Origin of the sequence: Nocardia sp. BMG51109, assembly GCF_000526215.1 — a bacterium.
GTDB lineage: Bacteria > Actinomycetota > Actinomycetes > Mycobacteriales > Mycobacteriaceae > Nocardia.
In genome coordinates this window covers 1,838,843-1,856,231 of sequence record NZ_JAFQ01000004.1, presented here as the reverse complement: position 1 = coordinate 1,856,231, position 17,389 = coordinate 1,838,843, and the positions used below count along the sequence as shown (strand labels likewise).

Sequence of the window (17,389 nt, the reverse complement as noted above, 5' to 3'; positions counted from 1 at the left end):
TTTCGGCCGTCAGGCGTTCCACCAGGGACGTAGCGGGACCGTCCACTCCTCCTGGGGGCCCAGCTTCATGCCCAGCACCTGGTGTAGCTGCACCACGTTGCGCTCGAAGCCGAGGGCGCTGCCGGCCATGTAGAGGCCCCAGACCTTCGCGGTGCCCTCGCCGGCCTCGGCGACGCAGGCGTCCCAGTTGTCGACCAGGTTCTTGCACCATTCGTGCAGGGTGAGCGCGTAGTGCGGGCGGAGGTTCTCCTCGTGCAGGACCTCGAGACCGACGTTCTGGATCTCGGAGACGATGCGGCCGGAGCCGATCAGCTCGCCGTCCGGGAAGACGTAGCGGTCGATGAAGTCGCCGGCCCTGGTGGTGCGGGTGTTGTCGGGCCGGGTGATGCAGTGGTTGAGGAACAGGCCGCCGTCGCGCAGCTTGTCCTGGATGGAGCGGAAGTACGACGGGTAGTTGTGCACGCCTATGTGTTCGGTGAGACCTATGGACGACACCGCGTCGAACTGGCCCTCGGGAACATCTCGGTAGTCGGAGTGGCGCACCTCGCCGAAGTCCTGCAGGCCCTCCTCGGCGATCTTCTTCTGGGCCCACTCCGCCTGCTCCTTGGACAGGGTCGCGCCGATCGCCTTGACTCCGCGCTCGGCCGCGTAGCGCACCATGCCGCCCCAGCCGCAGCCGATGTCGAGCAGCCGGTCGCCCGGCTTCAGGTTCAGCTTGTCGAACACCAGGCGGTACTTGTTCTCCTGCGCCTGCTCGAGCGTCCAGTCCTCGTCGCCGTAGGCCGCGCAGGTGTAGGTCATCGACGGGCCGAGCACGTGTTCGTAGAACTCGTTCGACACGTCGTAGTGATGGTGTATGGCCTCGGCGTCGCGGCCCTTCGAATGCCGGAAGCCCTCCAGCGCGATGCGCCGCCAGCGCGGCAGCGTCTCCTGCGGCGGCGGGGCGATCGGCTTGAGCGCGTCCCAGCCCAGCGAGCGTGCGATGGTGACCAGCGCCAGCGCCGACGGGCGCCGGAACTTCATGTCGCTCATCGCCTTCAGGAACTCGTACGGGTTGCCGGGGTGAATGCCCTCGGCGGCCATGTCACCGGAGATGTAGGCGCGCGCCATGCCGAGATCGCCCGGGGCCGTGGCGATGTAGTTGATACCGCGCGGCGTGCGGATGTCCAGGCGGTACTTCGAATCGGCGGGTCCGCAGCTCGAGCCGTCGTAGGCGGTGAACCGGATCGGCACCGGGCCGTCCACCAGCGTCTCGAAGATCTCGGCGATGCTGAGTCTGGTTCCCAGTTCCGCGAAAACGTCGGAACGATCCTTGAACGTGGTCACTTGCGTTGCACCGCCTTCGAATACAAATCCAGTAAACGATGATCTGGGTCGTAGTGTTTCTTCAGTTCGGGATAGGTATCACCGCCGTACAGGTCGGCGAACTCATCTTTGTCGTAGTAGGCATCCGAGTACAGGGATTTGTGACCGTCCAGTTCGGAAACCTTGCGCTCGATGGCGCGGTTGGCCGCGCCCTCCGGCTGCCCGGGAACGGTCGGGACCGCGGACCAGAAGCCGACGTTCACGTAGGTGCGCTCGGGCCGCAGCGGGTACATCGGCCACGGATACGGAGTATCCCCATTGGGCACAGCACGAGTATCCCCATTGGGCACGGCACGAGTGTCCCCGTTGGGCACGGCATGGGTTTCCGCGTCGGGCGCGGCGCGGGTATCCCTTGCTTTTCCGTTGTCGCGCAGGCGAAGTGGGCACAGCCAGACCGGCTCGATGGGGATCTCGGCGAGGAACCACTCCATGAAGTCCGCGGTGCGCTCGATCGGCACCTCGATGTCCTGCACCACGCGCTCGTTCGGCGGATTGCCCTTGCGGGCCTCGAGCCGGTCGGCGATGCCGTACTTGTGGTCCAGCGCGATCAGCTTCCAGTAGAAGCTCGAGCGGCGATACTTCCGCGGCCAGAACCGGCGGATCCGCGGGTTCTGCGTGCCGAACGCGCGCGAGCACCAGAACCAGTCGGTGTCCCAGCGCCACAGATAGTCGTGGATGGTCAGGCGGTCGCGCTTGGGTTGCTTCGAGTCGTGCTGGATGGAGCGGTAGTAGATGTCCATCCCGGTGTAGTCGCTGACCGGGCCGGGCTCGTCGGTCTGGCGGCCGAGGATGAGGTAGCTCTCGTCGCCGCCGAATACGACGCCGTCCAGGTAGTCGACCCGCTCGCCGTCGTAGGAGCGGTCGGTGACGATCCGGCCCATCACCGCTTCCAGCTCGCGCAGATCATGGAAGCGCACGTGGCGCAGGGCCACATACGGCTGTACCGGTTCCAGCTCGATCTTCAGGCGGGTCGAATAGCCGAGCGTGCCGTAGGAATTCGGGAAGCCCCGAAAAAGATCGGCATGGTCGCCCGTCGGTGTGGCGGTGATGATCTCGCCCGCGCCGGTCAGCACGTCGATCTCCAGCACCGATTCGTGCGGGAGGCCGTTGCGGAACGAGGTCGACTCGATGCCCAGGCCGGTGACCGCGCCGCCGAGCGTGATCGTCTTCAGCTGCGGCACGACCAGCGGGGCCAGGCCGTACGGCAGGGTCGCCGCGACGAGGTCCTCGTAGGTGGTCATCCCGGCCACGTCGGCCGTCCGGGCCTGCGGGTCCACCGCGATCACCCGGGTCAGGCCGGAGACGTCCAGACCGGGTGCGGTATTGGCCGCCCGGGCCCGGAACAGATTCGACGTCTTCTTGGCCAGCCGGACGTTCGCGTCCCGCGGTATCGCGCGATAACTTGCCAGGAGCCGATCGACCCCCGCTCGATGCGCGGCAAATCCTGATTCGCGTGCGACCGGTGCGCGTCCGGCCTTGCCCAACAGACTCACTGCCACACCCCTGACGCTATCGCTACCCGCAGGGCGAGGCTACTTCGAGGGTGCCTTTCGGTCGGATTTTTCACACGCCCGTCGCGTGTCGTTGGGGTAGTCGGCGGGCGGCCCTTCCGGGGTCGAAGCCCCTGGTCGACGCGGTAATTAGCGGTAGTAATGGTCTCGGGCGCGGGAACCTTTCGGGACTCGGCGGTGAATTTCGGAATACGTGTGGCACGTCGATCCGGATGAATCCCGGGGCGGCCGACCGGCCGCCGAATCGGGCGCATTCCGGGACGGTTGCCGGAAGGGCCCGCCGATCGATGTCCGTTTTGTCGGCCGGGCATTGTGGCCGAGCGCGGTCCCGGGTCGCGGCGTCGGCCGGACGGCGGGTGTCGGTGGACTCGGGGCGGGCACGCCGCGCTCTGCCGTGCCGCAATGACGCCCGATCACTGCGGCGCGGCGGGATCACTGCGGCGCGGCGGGATCACTGCGGCGCGGCGGGATCACTGCGGCGCGGCGGGATCACTGCAGCGCGGCGGGATCACTGCGGTGCGGCGGATGACCTGCGGTGCGGCGGGATCACTGCGGTGCCGCGGAGCCGGTTCAGGGGCGCTGCTGTCCGGGAACCTGCTGGTGCGGTCCCGGTTGTGGATAACCCTGCGGCGCAGGGTAACCCTGCGCCGGTGCCGGGTATCCCGGTGGCGGGGGCGGATACCCCTGCTGCTGACCCGGGTACTGCGGCTGACCGTACGGCTGCGGTGCGTATCCCGGCTGCGGTGCGTATCCCGGCGGCGGGCCGAACTGCGGAGCGGGCTGGGGCGGCGCGTACTGCGGATTCGCTGGGGCCGAGGCATAGTGCGGCGGGTAGCGGTGACCGGCGACGGCAGGCTGCGCGTAGGCCGGATGCTGTTGCGCCGCAGCGGGATCGGGCCGGTGCATCGGCGCGGCGGCCTGCGGGTGGCCGTTCGGCGGCCCCTGGCCGGCCGCAGGCTGCGGCGCGCCCCGCGTACCCGAACCGCCGGACTTGCGCACCTCGCTGCTGACCGCCCAGACGCCGCCCGCCGTCACCAGCGGGCCGAGCCCGACCAGGAGCCAGGCCGTCGTCTTGTTCCTGGACTTCTGCTCGTCGACGCTGCGGGTGGTCGAGCTGCCCTTCCTGGTCGTCGTGCAGGTGTCGCCGGCGTGCATCTCCCGGCCGCCGCAGTCGGCGCTGTCGCCGCCGCTCAGCATCACGATGCCGCCGATCAGCATGCCGATCCCGGCGATCGCCGCGAAACCGTAGGTGATGATGTTCTTGACACGACGTACGCGCAGCGCAGTATCCGACACGGATCCCCTCCAGGTGATTGCGAAGATAGGCGACCCGGCCGCCCCCGATCGCGGCGTACCATAACCCGGCGGCAGGCATCGCGCACATCGCCGACTCAAAGCCGACTCAAACAAGGAGTTCACAGTGGGACAGGTCAGCGCTTCCAGTTCGATCGTCGTTCCGGCCGATCCGACGCGCGCGCTCGAGGCGATCGCCGACTACGAGACGGTTCGCCCCCGCATCCTCTCGGAGCACTATCGCGACTACAAGGTCGTCGAGGGCGGTAAGGGCGCCGGCACGGTGGCGGAGTGGACGCTGCAGGCCACCCAGAAGCGCTCGCGCAACGTGCATGCGGTCGTCTCGGTGTCGGATTCGATGGTGACGGAGCGGGATTCGAACTCCACGCTGGTGACGACCTGGACGGTGACACCGTCCGGCACCGGTTCGCTGGTCACGATCCGGACCGGCTGGAAGGGCGCCGGCGGCGTCCCCGGATTCTTCGAGGGCATCTTCGCGCCCCTGGGCCTGAAGAAGATTCAGGCCGAGGTGCTGGAGAAGCTGAAGGGCGAACTCGCGTAACCGAGTGTCACCCCTGGGCGATGTCGAACAGATTGCCTTCGGGATCGGCGAGCGTGGACCAGACCGTCCCGTACTCGTCGAAGTCGGCGATGTGCTTGGCGCCCAGGGAGCTCGCCCGCTCGATCTCCGCGCGTCGATCGGTCGCGACGAGGTCGAGGTGGACGACGTTCTTGCCCGGATTCTTGTCCGGCACACACAGGAACATCAGCGTCGGCTCCGGCGTCGTGCGGCCGATCGTCGCGAAGTAGGTGTTCGCATCCGGATCGACGGGCCGTTGCAACAGCGCGGCGTAGAACTCCGCCAGTGCGGCGGCGTCGGCGCAGTCGACGGCGATATTGGCGAGCCTGAGGGACATGGGTTTTCCTTTCTTCACGGCCGGGCGACCGGCCAGCAGACTTCGGTGCGGAAGGCGGCCGGGTCGGCGGTGTCCGACGGGCCGACGACGTAGATCTCCCGGATGGGTTCGGCGAGGGCGGTGTCGTGCTCGGCGACATGGCTGCCCAGCGCCCCGTAGGTGCGGTCGAAGTCGGTGAACGGCCCGGTGTGCACGGCGATCGCGAAGCGCCGGGCCGGAAGTTCGGTCACCGCGGCGTCTTTCGCGCCGGCGAGCGCGTCGCGGGCGGCGGCGAGCGTGTCGCCGGCGGCGATGGGCACGAAGGCAGCTGCCTCGCCGATCTCGTTCTCGAAGAACTCGGGCGAGAAGGTGGCCCCACCCGGCCCGGCCGGTGCCGCCCCGGCCGCCGCGAGCAGTTCGTAGAGCCGGGCGAAGGTCGCACCGAACCAGTCCGGCATGTCTTCCCGGGTAAGGACATTCGTGATGGCAAGGGCGGGAAATGCGGGGACGGAACGATATTCGACCTGGATCGGCGCGTCCGGCAGCAGCAGCGCGCGCAGCGACGCGACCACGTCGCGGGTGCGGGTGAGTTCGGCCTCCATCCGCTCCAGATGCCCGCGCAGGGCGGCGTCCCGCTCGGACCGGTCGGGGGCGGCCAGCATCGCGCGGATCTCCGGCAGCGGCATGTTCAGCTCACGCAGGCGCCGGATGAGATGAGCCTGCGCGACCTGGCCGGTCGAGTAGCGCCGGTACCCGGAGGCCGGATCGATCGTCGCGGGTTCCAGCAGGCCGACCTCGTGGTAGTAGCGCAGCGTCTTGACGCTGAGATAGGTCAGCCGGGAGAACTCCCCGATGGCAACCGTCGCTGTCATACCCGCCAGCGAACACCCTCCAGCGGGTGGAGAGTCAATAGGTGAGCACGAAGGTCAGCAGCAGGGTCGTCTGGAAGGCCCCGCGCCACCAGGAGTAACCGAACCACACCCCGGGCGTGACCTCGCGGATCTCGTCCCAGACCTGCGGCGTGATCGAGGGCGCGTAGTCCAGGGCCCAGGTCGGCTGCCCGTCCAGCCGCGACGGCGCGGTGTAGACGTCGGCGGGGAACCCCTCGATTCCCGCGCCGGTGACGCGGTTCATCAGGCGGCCGCCGTCGGGGCCGGTATAGAAGGTCTTGCCGATCCAGAACGGCGGCGCCACCGCCTCCATGACCGGTGGGCGCGTCACCCAGCCGTTGGTGACGCCCATCGGCACGCTGCCCTGCGGCGCGTCCCGGAAGATCTGGTCCTGCTGTTCGGCCGAGCAGCTGTCGTGCAGCGCGGCCACCGTCGCGGCCGGGTTGTCGGAGTACAGCACGCACCCGTTGCCGTAGTCGGTATCGGCGTGCGCGACGGGTGCGGTGATCGCGGCGAGCGCCGCGGCCACACATACCGGCGTCACCGAACGCGCCGCCGCTGTTCGGAAAATCCCATGTCTCGCGCGCATGACAGCCTCCACCAGCGACTCGGCCCCACCTGTGATGGTAAATGGCTATTGCCGGGCCGATCCGGACCTACACCCAACCGTGACTACGCTGGAGGCCAACCACTTCCCGCAGAGAGGACAGCCCGTGGAGCCCGGTGGACAGGTCGACATGCAGGCATTGCTTGCCCAAGCCCAGCAGATGCAAGAGGCCGTGATGGCCGCCCAGGCCGAGATCGCCGCGGCCGAAGTCGAGGGTGAGGCCGGCGGCGGCCTGGTCAAGGTGACGGTGAAGGCGACCGGGGAGATCCGGTCGCTGCAGATCGACCCGAAGATCGTCGACCCCGAGGACATCGAGACGCTGCAGGATCTCGTCGTCGGCGCGATCAACAGCGCGATGTCGAACGCGCAGGATCTGGCCGCCGAGAAGCTGGGGCCGCTGGCCGGTGGGATGGGCGGCGGCTCGCTGCCCGGCCTGCCGTTCTGATCCGGAGACGCAGGCGTTGTACGAGGGTCCGGTCCAGGATCTGATCGATGAGCTGGGCAAGTTGCCCGGCGTCGGTCCGAAGAGCGCGCAGCGCATCGCCTTTCACCTGCTGTCGGTGGAGCCGCCGGAGATCGACCGGTTGCAGGCCGCGCTGCAGAAGGTGCGCGACGGCGTGCGGTTCTGCGCGGTGTGCGGCACGGTCTCCGACGGCGAACTGTGCCGCATCTGTGCCGATCCGCGCCGCGACCGCACGCTGATCTGCGTGGTGGAGGAGCCCAAGGACGTGCAGGCGATCGAGCGCACCCGCGAGTTCCGCGGGCACTACCACGTGCTCGGCGGCGCGCTGGATCCGCTGTCCGGGATCGGCCCGGATCAGCTGCGCATCCGGGAACTGCTGGGCCGCATCGGAAATCAGGAGGACGGCGTCGACGTCACCGAGGTGATCATCGCCACCGACCCGAACACCGAGGGCGAGGCGACGGCCACCTACCTGGTGCGCATGCTGCGCGACTTCCCCGGACTCTCGGTCACCCGGCTGGCCTCCGGCCTTCCCATGGGCGGCGACCTGGAATTCGCCGACGAGCTGACGCTGGGGCGGGCCCTGTCGGGGCGCCGCGCCCTGTAGGGCGAGCCGCCTCGGGCGCGGGATCGGCACGAGCCGCGCCGCCGGGAATTCGGGGCGTGCGGCCGTGCCGATCCCGATTACCGTCTCGGTGATGAGCCCCGAGTTTGCGGCGGGTCGGCTGGCGGTCGAAAACCAGTAGGGGGCAGGGGTTTTCGCGGTGGGGCCGGTCAGAGTTCGACCGGCTGCCAGGCGATGGCGTCGAGGCGGCCGCGGTCGCCGGTGGTCCAGGCCCAGATGAGGTCGGCGACCCGGTGGGCGTCGGTGAGCCGGGTGCCGACGTGGCGTTCGGGGGAGCCGTCGCGATATTCGAGGACGTAGGCGCCGTCACCGTCGCGGAAGGTCTGGATGTAGAACTGCGGTTCTCGCTCGACGATCAGGTACGGGTTGGGATCGGCCAGGTCCGGGATCCACTCGTCGAGCAGCGGCCTGGTCAGATAGGGGAACTCGCCGGCGCCGCCGTGCGTCACCGCGACCGGGACGTGGCCGGCCGGATCGATAAGCCAGGTGAGCTGCGGATCGTAGACCGCGTAGTCGCGCGGCGTGGCGAATTCGAACAGCAGCTTGCGCAGCGTGCCGATGGCATCGTATGGGCACGAAACATACAGCGCGGCACCGTTTTCCGCGCCTCCCGCAGGCGCCTCCGCGAGAAAGCCGTCGGCCGCGCGCAATTCGTCGTTGCGCTTGTTCAGCTCGGCCGCGATCTCCGCCACCGCCGCGGTTTCCGGCAGGCCGCGCTGGGCCGTCAGGTACGCGTCTACCTCGTCGGGGGTGGTCGCGACGCCCGAGGGCAGCAGGACGTGGTGGTAGCTCACCCGGCCAGGCTACGTGGCCCAGTACATGTCTCCGTGAGCGTGCAGCCGCAGCCGCCCGCCACGTCGAAACAATCGACGACGAAGGTGTGCCGGGATTGGTCGGCGTCGTGGCAGTCCGGATCCGTGCATTCCACCGACCGGTCGGTGTGCACGATCAGCGTGCCGTGGCAGTGGTCGAGCGCGGAATCGCAGGACGAACAAACCCGCATGTGCATGAAGACCTCCCGTGAGACCGTCCGCCCCACGGTCTTACCACCGGCACAGCCGATCCGAGAGCCCGGACGAGCGTGTCGCCCGAACCTGTCCGGAATTGCCCGTGCCCGGGCGTTGTCAAGCAACCACCCCGCAACCGGTGTGGACAATTGTGGAAATATCGAGTTCTACCTCCACGAGCTCGAGGCGAGGAGTGCGCATGACAGCCGCCGCGATACCGACCGGCGCGGAGCCGGCCGTGGCCGACATCAACCGGTACGACCCGGGCCACCGGCAGTGGCAGGCCGAGGCGATCGGGAAGGTCCGCGCGGATATGCGCCGCTCGTCCGATACGCACCTGCTGCGGGTGCCGGTGCCGGCGGTGCCGGGGGTGGACCTGTATCTGAAGGACGAGTCGACGCATCCGACCGGATCGTTGAAGCACCGGCTGGCGCGCTCGCTGTTCCTGCACGCGCTGTGCAGCGGCTGGATCGGGCCGGACCGGCCGGTGATCGAGGCGTCCAGCGGCTCGACCGCGGTCTCCGAGGCGTACTTCGCCCGCCTGATCGGCGTGCCGTTCATCGCCGTGATGGCCCGCGGCACCAGCCGGGAGAAGGTGCGGCTGATCGAGTTCCACGGCGGGCGCTGTCATTTCGTGGACGGCGCCGACGAGGTCTACGAGGTGTCGGCGCGGCTGGCGCGCGAGACCGGCGGCCACTACATGGACCAGTTCACCTTCGCCGAGCGCGCCACCGACTGGCGCGGCAACAACAACATCGCCGAGTCGATCTTCGACCAGCTCGCCGAGGAGCGCCATCCCGACCCGGCCTGGATCGTGGCGACCGCGGGCACCGGCGGCACGTCGGCGACGATCGCCCGCTACATCCGCTACACCAGCCGCGCGACCGGGCTCTGCGTGGCCGACCCGGACAACTCCGCATTCTTCCCCGGCTGGCGCGACGACGATCCGGCCGTCACCACCGAGACCTGTTCGCGCATCGAGGGAATCGGCCGCCAGCGGGTCGAGCCCAGCTTCGTCGCGACGGCGATCGACCGCATGATCCACGTCCCCGACGCCGCCGCCATCGCCGCGATCCAGGTGCTCGAGGAGCTGATCGGCCGCAAGGCGGGCGCCTCCACCGGCACCGGGCTGTGGGCGGCGTTCCACATCATGTCCGAGATGGCGCGCGAGGGCCGCGAGGGCAGCGTCGTCGGCCTGATCTGCGATCCGGGCGACCGCTACATCGACAAGTACTACTCCGCGGAGTGGCTCGCCGCCCAGGGCATCGACATCGCCCCGTTCCGCACCCGCCTGGACGCCTTCCTCGAAACCGGACGCCTGTGAGCCGACCGGAGCGCGAGGGCGCGGATCAGGTGGTCAGCAGCCGCACGACCGCGATGATGCCGACGACCACGATCACCCCGCGCAGGGCGGTGGGCGGCAGGCGCCGTCCGACAGTCGCACCCAGCTGTCCGCCGATGATGGATCCCACCGCGATCAGCGCGACCACCTGCCAGGCGACGTCGGCGACGGCGATGAAGATCAGCGCCGACAGCGCGTTCACCAGCAGCGCCAGCAGGTTCTTCACCGCGTTGAGGCGCTGCAGTTCGTCGTGCACGAACACGCCGAGCAGCCCGATCAGCAGCACGCCCTGCGCGGCGCCGAAGTAGCCGCCGTAGATACCCGTGGCGAGCACCGCCGGCCACAGCCACGGCCCGCCGTGTTCGGGCGCCGCGCCGTCGGTCTCGCGCCGCCGTCGCACCCAGCGCGACAGCCGCGGCTGGATCACCACCAGCACCAGCGCCGCGATGATCAGCACCGGCACGATGGCCTGGAACGCGTCGGCCGGCAGGGTCAGCAGCAGGATCGCGCCGATCGTCCCGCCGATCAGGGATGCGCTGCCGAGCCGCACCAGGCGGGCGCGCTGACCGGCGAGTTCGCGGCGGTAGCCGAGCACGCCGCTGACCCCGCCGGGCACCAGGCCGACGGTATTGGACACGTTCGCGGTCACCGGCGGATAGCCGAGGGCCAGCAGGACCGGGAAGGTGATCAGGGTGCCCGAGCCCACGATCGTGTTGATGCAGCCGGCCGCGATTCCCGCCCCGAAGACGGCCAGCTGGTCCAGCAAAGTCATGACTAGTTCCCTGTCGACATCCCTCGCGGAGCGGTGTCCGCTCCGGCGCATCCGCCACCGACGACGCTATAGGTAGGACGAATCGGGGTCGCTGCCGGTCGCCGATACCGTCGCTCACCTGCCCGGTCCGGTGGAGCGGGCGCCGCGGGCCGTCGTGCGGCGGGACCATCTTTCGCCGGCGGATCACGGACCTGTAAACTCGCGATCATCATGCAGCGGGCACTCCTCCTCGGCCGCCGCGACGGGGTCTGAATCGGACCGGCTCCCGTCGCGGGGTTCAGCTGTGCCGGTCGACCCAACACCTTTGGGACACATCACCCACACTCTCGGAGAATTTGCATGTCACCCGCTGATGCCTTCGTATCCGGATCGCGCACCATCCAGGCGCCGTCCAAGCCCGCGCCGGCCGACCAGCCCGCGTGGAACAAGCAGAAGAACTCCTCGATGTCGACCTTCCGGTACCGGCCGTTTGCCGAGGAGGTTCCGGGCGGCAGCCCGGTATCGAATACCGCGGATATTCCTTTCGACCGCACTTGGCCGGACAGGGTGGTCGACCGCGCGCCCGGCTGGTGTGCCGTCGACCTGCGCGACGGTAACCAGGCCCTGATCGACCCGATGAGCCCGGCCCGCAAGCGCCGCATGTTCGACCTGCTGGTGCGGATGGGCTACAAGGAGATCGAGGTCGGTTTCCCGGCGGCCAGCCAGACCGATTTCGACTTCGTCCGCGAGATCGTCGAGGACGGCGCGATTCCGGACGACGTCACCATCCAGGTGCTGACCCAGTGCCGCCCGGAGCTGATCGAGCGCACCTTCCTGGCCTGCCAGGGTGCGCCGAACGTGATCGTCCACTTCTACAACTCCACCTCGATCCTGCAGCGGCGGGTCGTGTTCCGCGCCGATCGCGCGGCGGTGAAGAAGATCGCCACCGATGCGGCGACGCTGTGCCTGGAGATCGAGCAGGGGTATCCCGACACGAACTGGCGCTACCAGTACAGCCCGGAGTCCTACACCGGCACCGAGCTGGAGTACGCGCGGGAGATCTGCGACGCGGTCTCCGAGATCATCGCCCCGACCCCCGACAAGCCGATGGTCATCAACCTGCCCGCGACCGTCGAGATGACGACGCCGAACGTCTACGCCGATTCGATCGAGTGGATGAGCCGCAACCTGGCCCGCCGCGACTCGATCGTGCTGTCGCTGCACCCGCACAACGATCGCGGCACCGCCGTGGCCGCCGCCGAACTGGGCTATCAGGCCGGTGCCGACCGCATCGAGGGCTGCCTGTTCGGCAACGGCGAGCGCACCGGCAACGTCTGCCTGATCACGCTGGGCATGAATCTGTTCTCCCGCGGCGTGGATCCGCAGATCGACTTCTCCGATATCGACGAGATCCGCCGCACCGTCGAGTACTGCAACCAGCTGCCCGTGCACGAGCGGCACCCGTACGGCGGCGATCTGGTCTACACCGCGTTCTCCGGCAGCCACCAGGACGCCATCAACAAGGGCCTGGACGCGATGAAGACCCAAGCGGATGCGGACGGCCGCGATGTCGAGGACATCACCTGGGAGGTCCCGTACCTGCCCATCGATCCGAAGGATGTGGGCCGCACCTACGAGGCCGTGATACGGGTGAACTCGCAGTCCGGCAAGGGCGGCGTCGCCTATATCATGAAGACCGACCACGGCCTGTCGCTGCCGCGGCGGTTGCAGATCGAGTTCTCGCAGGCGATCCAGCAGATCACCGACGGCGAGGGTGGTGAGGTCACGCCGAAGGAGATGTGGGACGTCTTCGCCGAGGAGTACCTGAACCCGATCCTGCCGCTGGAGCGCATGCGGCAGAAGGTGACCGCCTCCGAAACCGATACGGGGACGGACGCCATCACCGCCGTCATCAAGGTGGACGGCACCGAACAGGAGATCTCCGGCGCGGGCAACGGGCCGCTCGCGGCCTTCGTCGACGCGCTGTCCACGATCGGTTACGAGGTGCGCGTGCTCGACTACTCGGAGCACGCCATGTCGGCGGGCGACGACGCGCAGGCGGCGGCCTACGTCGAATGCGCCGTCGGCGACCGGGTGTCCTGGGGCGTCGGCATCGCCACCTCGATCACCACGGCATCGCTGCGGGCCGTCGTCTCGGCCGTCAACCGGGCTCAGCGCGCGGAATGACCACCGGGCGCACCGCCCCTGATCCAGGGCGGTGCGCTCCCCGGCGCCGGGCGATCCGGCGCGGACGCCCGGACGTTCACCGGGCCGGCTCGAGCCGAGTTATCCACATGTGGATAACCCGGCTGTGGACGGGGGTGTCGAGCTGTCCGTGACGGTACGGGCATCCGGCCAGCGTGCTAGCTTTGGAGTGCATTCAGCGCCGAGCTCACTGCTCGAAAAACCCGAGCAGATGGGGGATACGTGACACCTAACGACAACTCGACTTCACCACCCTGGTTGCAGAATCCCGGAGTGGACGTGGCCGCCGAGAAGGACGACCAAACCTCGAAGCCGGCGCACGACGAACAGGCGGACGACGCCGGGGCGGCCCAGGCCGATTCCGGAGACTTGCCGGTCCCCGGCACGGAGGCCGGCGAATCCGATTCGTCGGGTGAGCCCGAGCAGGCGGCGGGCATCCTCCCACCGGTGCCCGATTCGATCGAGCAGACAACCGTCCAGCCGCAGTTCGGGCAGGATCAGTTCGGGCAGGACCAGTTCGGCCAGGAACAGCAGTTCGGCCAGGAACAGCAGTTCGGCCAGGAACAGTACGGCGGTTTCCCGCCGCCGGGGCCGCCCGGATTCGCACCGGGGTCGTTCGCTCCGCCCGGTGCCCCGTACCCGCCGAATCAGGGCTTTGCTCCCGGCGGTTTCCCGCCGCCCGATCAGGGCGGTGCGTTCCCGCCGCCGGGCGGGCCGGGGCAGTTCCCGCCGCCGGGTGGCCCGGGCGACTACGGGCAGTTCGGATTCCCTGGTGAGCAGGGTCATTTCGCGCCTCCCGGCGAATACGGCCAGTTCCCGCCCCCGGGTGAGCCGGGGCAGTTCGCGCCTCCCGGCGAGCCCGGCCAGTTCGCGCCTTCGGGCGAGCCCGGCCAGTTCGCACCGCCGCCCGGCGGTCACGGCCAGTTCGAGGCCGCGCCTCCGGGCCAGTACATGGCGCCGTCCGGGGATTTTCCGGAGCAGTACGGGTCCGCTCCCGGCGGTCCGGCAGAGCCGAATTCGTATGCGGCGCCCACGTCGTACGGCGAGGTGCGGCAGGAGACGGCCTACGGCGAGGTGCGGCAGGAGATCGGTGCCGACGGCATGGTCCGGCGGGTTCTGGACGACGAGCCGTCGTCGGCGGCGCCGGGCCCGGACCAGTCGAGCGGAGGCGGGGAGCAGTTCAGCTGGGCGCCGCCGCCGCTGCCGCCGCAGCCCCAACCTCAGCCGCAGCCGCCGCAGCAGCCGGCCTATCCCCAGCCGACCTATCAGCCGCCGCAGCCCGGCCCCGACAACTGGCAGGGCGGTCCGCCGCCGCAGTCGGCGCAGCCGCCGGGCTTCCAGCAGCAGTACCTGACGTCGCCGGGCGATGCGGGTCAGGCGGTGAACGACCTGAACCTGCTGAAGCGGACGCGCCGCGCGCCCCGCAGCGGTTGGCGCCGGGCCGTGCACAAGGTCACCGGCGGTGCGATCAATCCGGGCGAGTCGCCGGCCGACCTGGTGCAACGCGAACTCGTCGAGCGGGTGAACCAGCCGGTGCGCGGCGACTACCGGATCGCCATCCTGTCGCTGAAGGGCGGCGTCGGGAAGACCACGACCACGGTCGGCCTGGGCTCCACGTTCGCGTCGTCGCGCGGCGACCGCGTCATCGCGATAGACGCCAACCCGGACCTCGGCACGCTCGCCCACCGGGTACCCCGGCAGACCAGGTCCACCGTGCGAAATCTGCTGGAGGACCAGCACATCAGCCGTTACTCGGACGTGCGGGCACACACCTCGCAGGCGCCGAGCCGGCTGGAAGTGCTTGCCAGCGAGCAGGATCCGGCCGTCTCGGAGGCGTTCAGCGAGGCCGACTACCGGCGGGCGATCGGCATCCTGCAGCAGTTCTACAACATCATCCTCACCGACTGCGGCACCGGTCTGATGCATTCGGCGATGAAGGGCGTGCTCGACCTGGCCAGCTCGCTGATCCTGGTGACCTCGCCGGCGATCGACGGTGCCCGCAGTGCCTCGGCCACGCTGGACTGGCTCGAGCATCACGGCTACGGCAAGCTGGTGGAGCGAACGGTGGTGGTGGTCAACGCCTCTCGCCGCGGCGCCTCCACGGTCGACCTCGATCAGCTGCGCAAGCTGTTCCTGGACCGCACCCGCGCCGTCCAGGTGGTGCCGTTCGACGACCATCTGGCCGAGGGGGCGGAGATCGATCTGGAGCTGGTCGGTAAGCCGACCCAGACCGCCCTGCTGGAGCTGGCGGCCATGGTCGCCGACGATTTCGGTTACCACGTCCCGCAGCCGCCGTTCCCGGGTCCGCACACGCAGTACTCCGGGCCGCCGGGTGGCTACCCCGGCCAGGATCCCTACCCGAGCTACAACCAGTACCCGCGCCCGCAGGGCTACTGACTCGTTCCGCCGCTCGTCCGAAGCGGCCTCCGTATTCGGGGGCCGCTTCTTTCGAATGGCCTGTGCGACGGTGTTTTTCGGCCAACCGTCGATGTAATGTGGCCGGTCGGCATGCGATAGCGGCGCAGATATTCCAAAGTTCCTGGTATAACCGTGCTTTCGTGTGCACCGCTACCGGTCTCCACGTCCAGCGCCTACAGTAGATCGCGGCGTGGAGGTTTGGTAGATGGCAGAACGGCAGGGCGCCGTCTCGCGGCGGACGATGCTGCGCGGGGCGGCCGGGGTAGCGGCGGCGGGGGCAGTAGCGGGAGCGATGGCCGGTGTGCCGCCGCGGGCGGCGGCGGACGAGCAGGGCCGTCGGGTCGCGGTGTTCGGTGGTGGCGTGGCCGGCCTGACCGCCGCGCACGAGCTGGCGGAGCGCGGATTCCGGGTGACCGTCTACGAGCGGCGGGCGCTGGGCGGTAAGGCGCGCAGCATGCCGGTGCCCGGCACCGCCCGCGACGGCCGCCCCGATCTCCCCGGCGAGCACGGCTTCCGCTTCTTTCCCGGGTTCTATCGCCATCTCCCCGACACGATGCGGCGAATTCCGTTCCCCGGCAACGCGAACGGCGTACACGACAATCTGGTCGCGGCGGTCGAGGCGCGATTCTCCCGGCGCGACGGCGACGACACCATCGTGCCGATGGGCCGCGCCGGCCGGCCGTGGTCGACCCCGGACGACTTCGTGCAGACCGTCGGCTCGGTGATCGCCACCTCGGCGAAGATGCCGATGGCCGACGCCCTGTATTTCGCCAACCGCATGCTGGTGTTCGACACCAGTTGCGATGCCCGCCGATTCGGTCAGTGGGAGAACACGCCGTGGCGCGATTTCGTCGGCGCCGGGGCGCGGTCGCGGGAGTTCCGGGCGCTGCTGTCGCGCACCCTGACCACGCTGCTGGTCGCGGCCAAGGACGAGTACGCCAGCACCCGCACCATCGGCACCATGGGCGAACAGTTCCTCGGCAATCCGCTGGAGACCACCAACGACGGACCGCTGGACCGGGTGCTCGACGGTCCGACCAACGAGGCCTGGATCGATCCGTGGGTGCGCCTGCTGCGCGATCTCGGCGTGCGGTTCGTGACGGCCGAGGTGCGCGGGCTGGACATGCTGGGTGGCCGGATCGGCCGCGCTCGCATCGTCGACGGGTCGGGGGCCGAAAGTTCGGTCGCGGCGGACCATTTCGTCCTGGCGGTACCGGTCGAGGTGGCGCGCGGGTTGTGGACGCCCGAGATCCTGGCCGTGCGGCCGGAACTGGCCGGTCTCGACCGGCTGGTGGTCGACTGGATGTCCGGTATCCAGTTCTACCTGCGCCGCCCCGCGCAGATCGCGCGCGGCCACGTCGCCTACGTCGATTCGCCCTGGTCGCTCACCTCCGTCGCACAGAACCAATTCTGGTCGCGCACAAAGCTTTCCGGCTATGGCGACGGTACGGTGCAGGACTGCCTGTCGGTGGACATCTCGGACTGGAGCACCCCCGGCACGCTGGTGCGCAAGCCGGCCGCGGAGTGCACGCACGACGAGATCGCCCGCGAGGTGTGGGCCCAGCTGCGCGACCATCTGAAGGGCGCCGCCCAACTGAGCGACTCGGACCTGCATTCGTGGTATCTCGACGCCGGCATCACCTGGGACGCGGCCCGTCGCCGCAACAACAACGCCGATCCGCTGCTGATCAACACGGTCGGTTCCTGGTCGGCCCGGCCCCGGCCGCACGGTGCGCTGGAAAACCTGTTCCTGGCGGGCGATTACGTCCGCACCGACGTGGACCTGGCGACCATGGAGGGCGCCTGCGAGGCCGCCCGCGCGGCGGTGAACGCGCTGCTGGACGTGGCCGGATCCGATGCCGAACGCTGTCGGTTGTACACCCTGTACCGGGCGCCCGGACTGGAGCCGCTGCGGCAGCTGGACGCCCAGCGCTACGCGGCCGGGCAGCCCAACCAGTTCGATATACCGGTCTGATTGTTCACAAACCCTGGCGCCGGCACGGCGATCGGCAGTTC

The 17,389-nt window shown here is 69.3% G+C and carries 16 protein-coding genes; 7 read left to right on the top strand and 9 right to left on the bottom strand.

Annotated elements, in window-relative coordinates; genetic code table 11:
- Positions 1–9 precede the first annotated feature (9 nt).
- From D892_RS0109775 to D892_RS49370, 3 genes are all read right to left on the bottom strand, one after another.
- On the bottom strand, positions 10–1,326 hold the full coding sequence (locus tag D892_RS0109775) for a class I SAM-dependent methyltransferase (RefSeq protein WP_024801065.1): 1,317 nt from the start codon (positions 1,324–1,326) through the stop codon (positions 10–12).
- On the bottom strand, positions 1,323–2,858 hold the full coding sequence (locus tag D892_RS0109770) for an FAD-binding oxidoreductase (protein WP_024801064.1): 1,536 nt from the start codon (positions 2,856–2,858) through the stop codon (positions 1,323–1,325). Before D892_RS0109770 ends, D892_RS0109775 begins: the two co-directional genes overlap by 4 nt.
- Before the next feature lie 588 nt (positions 2,859–3,446).
- Positions 3,447–4,172 carry a hypothetical protein gene (locus D892_RS49370; protein ID WP_024801063.1) on the bottom strand — a complete coding sequence of 242 codons (726 nt, stop codon included), beginning with the start codon at positions 4,170–4,172 and terminating at the stop codon, positions 3,447–3,449.
- A 124-nt stretch (positions 4,173–4,296) separates the two neighbouring features.
- Between D892_RS49370 and D892_RS0109760 the strand changes: the two genes are divergently transcribed.
- Positions 4,297–4,731, top strand: coding sequence for an SRPBCC family protein (locus D892_RS0109760; protein WP_024801062.1), 435 nt, complete (start codon positions 4,297–4,299; stop codon positions 4,729–4,731).
- Positions 4,732–4,738: 7 nt separating this feature from the next.
- On the opposite strand, the gene D892_RS0109755 is transcribed toward D892_RS0109760, so the two are convergent.
- From D892_RS0109755 to D892_RS0109745, 3 genes are read right to left on the bottom strand one after another with little or no spacing between them, the layout of a single operon-like run.
- Positions 4,739–5,086: a VOC family protein gene (locus tag D892_RS0109755; protein ID WP_024801061.1), complete on the bottom strand. Its 348-nt coding sequence runs from the start codon at positions 5,084–5,086 to the stop codon at positions 4,739–4,741.
- Between the two features lie 14 nt (positions 5,087–5,100).
- Positions 5,101–5,937 (bottom strand): MerR family transcriptional regulator, encoded by an 837-nt coding sequence (locus D892_RS0109750; protein WP_024801060.1) that lies wholly within the window; start codon positions 5,935–5,937, stop codon positions 5,101–5,103.
- A 34-nt stretch (positions 5,938–5,971) separates the two neighbouring features.
- Positions 5,972–6,544, bottom strand: a complete 573-nt coding sequence (locus tag D892_RS0109745) for a hypothetical protein (protein ID WP_036566876.1) — start codon at positions 6,542–6,544, stop codon at positions 5,972–5,974.
- Positions 6,545–6,668: 124 nt separating this feature from the next.
- Between D892_RS0109745 and D892_RS0109740 the strand changes: the two genes are divergently transcribed.
- Complete coding sequence (locus D892_RS0109740; RefSeq protein ID WP_024801058.1) at positions 6,669–7,007, top strand: YbaB/EbfC family nucleoid-associated protein; 339 nt, start codon at positions 6,669–6,671, stop codon at positions 7,005–7,007.
- A gap of 16 nt (positions 7,008–7,023) precedes the next feature.
- Complete coding sequence (recR, locus tag D892_RS0109735; protein WP_024801057.1) at positions 7,024–7,632, top strand: recombination mediator RecR; 609 nt, start codon at positions 7,024–7,026, stop codon at positions 7,630–7,632.
- Positions 7,633–7,799: 167 nt separating this feature from the next.
- Here recR and D892_RS0109730 read toward each other — a convergent pair whose 3' ends face one another.
- Both D892_RS0109730 and D892_RS0109725 read right to left on the bottom strand, forming a co-directional pair.
- Positions 7,800–8,444, bottom strand: coding sequence for a hypothetical protein (locus tag D892_RS0109730; protein WP_024801056.1), 645 nt, complete (start codon positions 8,442–8,444; stop codon positions 7,800–7,802).
- Positions 8,441–8,659 carry a hypothetical protein gene (locus D892_RS0109725; RefSeq protein ID WP_369801744.1) on the bottom strand — a complete coding sequence of 73 codons (219 nt, stop codon included), beginning with the start codon at positions 8,657–8,659 and terminating at the stop codon, positions 8,441–8,443. Before D892_RS0109725 ends, D892_RS0109730 begins: the two co-directional genes overlap by 4 nt.
- Before the next feature lie 197 nt (positions 8,660–8,856).
- Here D892_RS0109725 and D892_RS0109720 point away from each other — a divergent pair, with 197 nt between their 5' ends.
- Entirely contained in the window at positions 8,857–9,981 is a 1,125-nt protein-coding gene (locus D892_RS0109720) for a PLP-dependent cysteine synthase family protein (protein WP_024801054.1), read from the top strand.
- Between the two features lie 25 nt (positions 9,982–10,006).
- Here D892_RS0109720 and D892_RS0109715 read toward each other — a convergent pair whose 3' ends face one another.
- Entirely contained in the window at positions 10,007–10,771 is a 765-nt protein-coding gene (locus D892_RS0109715) for a sulfite exporter TauE/SafE family protein (RefSeq protein ID WP_024801053.1), read from the bottom strand.
- A gap of 339 nt (positions 10,772–11,110) precedes the next feature.
- Here D892_RS0109715 and leuA point away from each other — a divergent pair, with 339 nt between their 5' ends.
- The 3 genes from leuA (at position 11,111) to D892_RS0109700 (ending at position 17,348) form a co-directional block, all read left to right on the top strand.
- On the top strand, positions 11,111–12,937 hold the full coding sequence (gene leuA, locus D892_RS0109710) for a 2-isopropylmalate synthase (protein WP_024801052.1): 1,827 nt from the start codon (positions 11,111–11,113) through the stop codon (positions 12,935–12,937).
- 240 nt (positions 12,938–13,177) lie between these two features.
- Complete coding sequence (locus D892_RS44985) at positions 13,178–15,352, top strand: MinD/ParA family protein (protein WP_084161002.1); 2,175 nt, start codon at positions 13,178–13,180, stop codon at positions 15,350–15,352.
- 226 nt (positions 15,353–15,578) lie between these two features.
- Positions 15,579–17,348, top strand: a complete 1,770-nt coding sequence (locus D892_RS0109700; RefSeq protein WP_024801050.1) for an FAD-dependent oxidoreductase — start codon at positions 15,579–15,581, stop codon at positions 17,346–17,348.
- Positions 17,349–17,389 lie beyond the last annotated feature (41 nt).

What these genes read in the sequence shown, in the direction of transcription:
- D892_RS0109755 (WP_024801061.1), bottom strand. Translation starts at nt 5,086, where the DNA reads ATGTCCCTCAGGCTCGCCAATATCGCCGTCGACTGCGCCGACGCCGCC.
- D892_RS0109750 (WP_024801060.1), bottom strand. Translation starts at nt 5,937, where the DNA reads ATGACAGCGACGGTTGCCATCGGGGAGTTCTCCCGGCTGACCTATCTC.
- D892_RS0109745 (WP_036566876.1), bottom strand. Translation starts at nt 6,544, where the DNA reads ATGCGCGCGAGACATGGGATTTTCCGAACAGCGGCGGCGCGTTCGGTG.
- D892_RS0109725 (WP_369801744.1), bottom strand. Translation starts at nt 8,659, where the DNA reads ATGCACATGCGGGTTTGTTCGTCCTGCGATTCCGCGCTCGACCACTGC.
- D892_RS0109720 (WP_024801054.1), top strand. Translation starts at nt 8,857, where the DNA reads ATGACAGCCGCCGCGATACCGACCGGCGCGGAGCCGGCCGTGGCCGAC.
- D892_RS0109715 (WP_024801053.1), bottom strand. Translation starts at nt 10,771, where the DNA reads ATGACTTTGCTGGACCAGCTGGCCGTCTTCGGGGCGGGAATCGCGGCC.
- leuA (WP_024801052.1), top strand. Translation starts at nt 11,111, where the DNA reads ATGTCACCCGCTGATGCCTTCGTATCCGGATCGCGCACCATCCAGGCG.
- D892_RS0109700 (WP_024801050.1), top strand. Translation starts at nt 15,579, where the DNA reads ATGGCAGAACGGCAGGGCGCCGTCTCGCGGCGGACGATGCTGCGCGGG.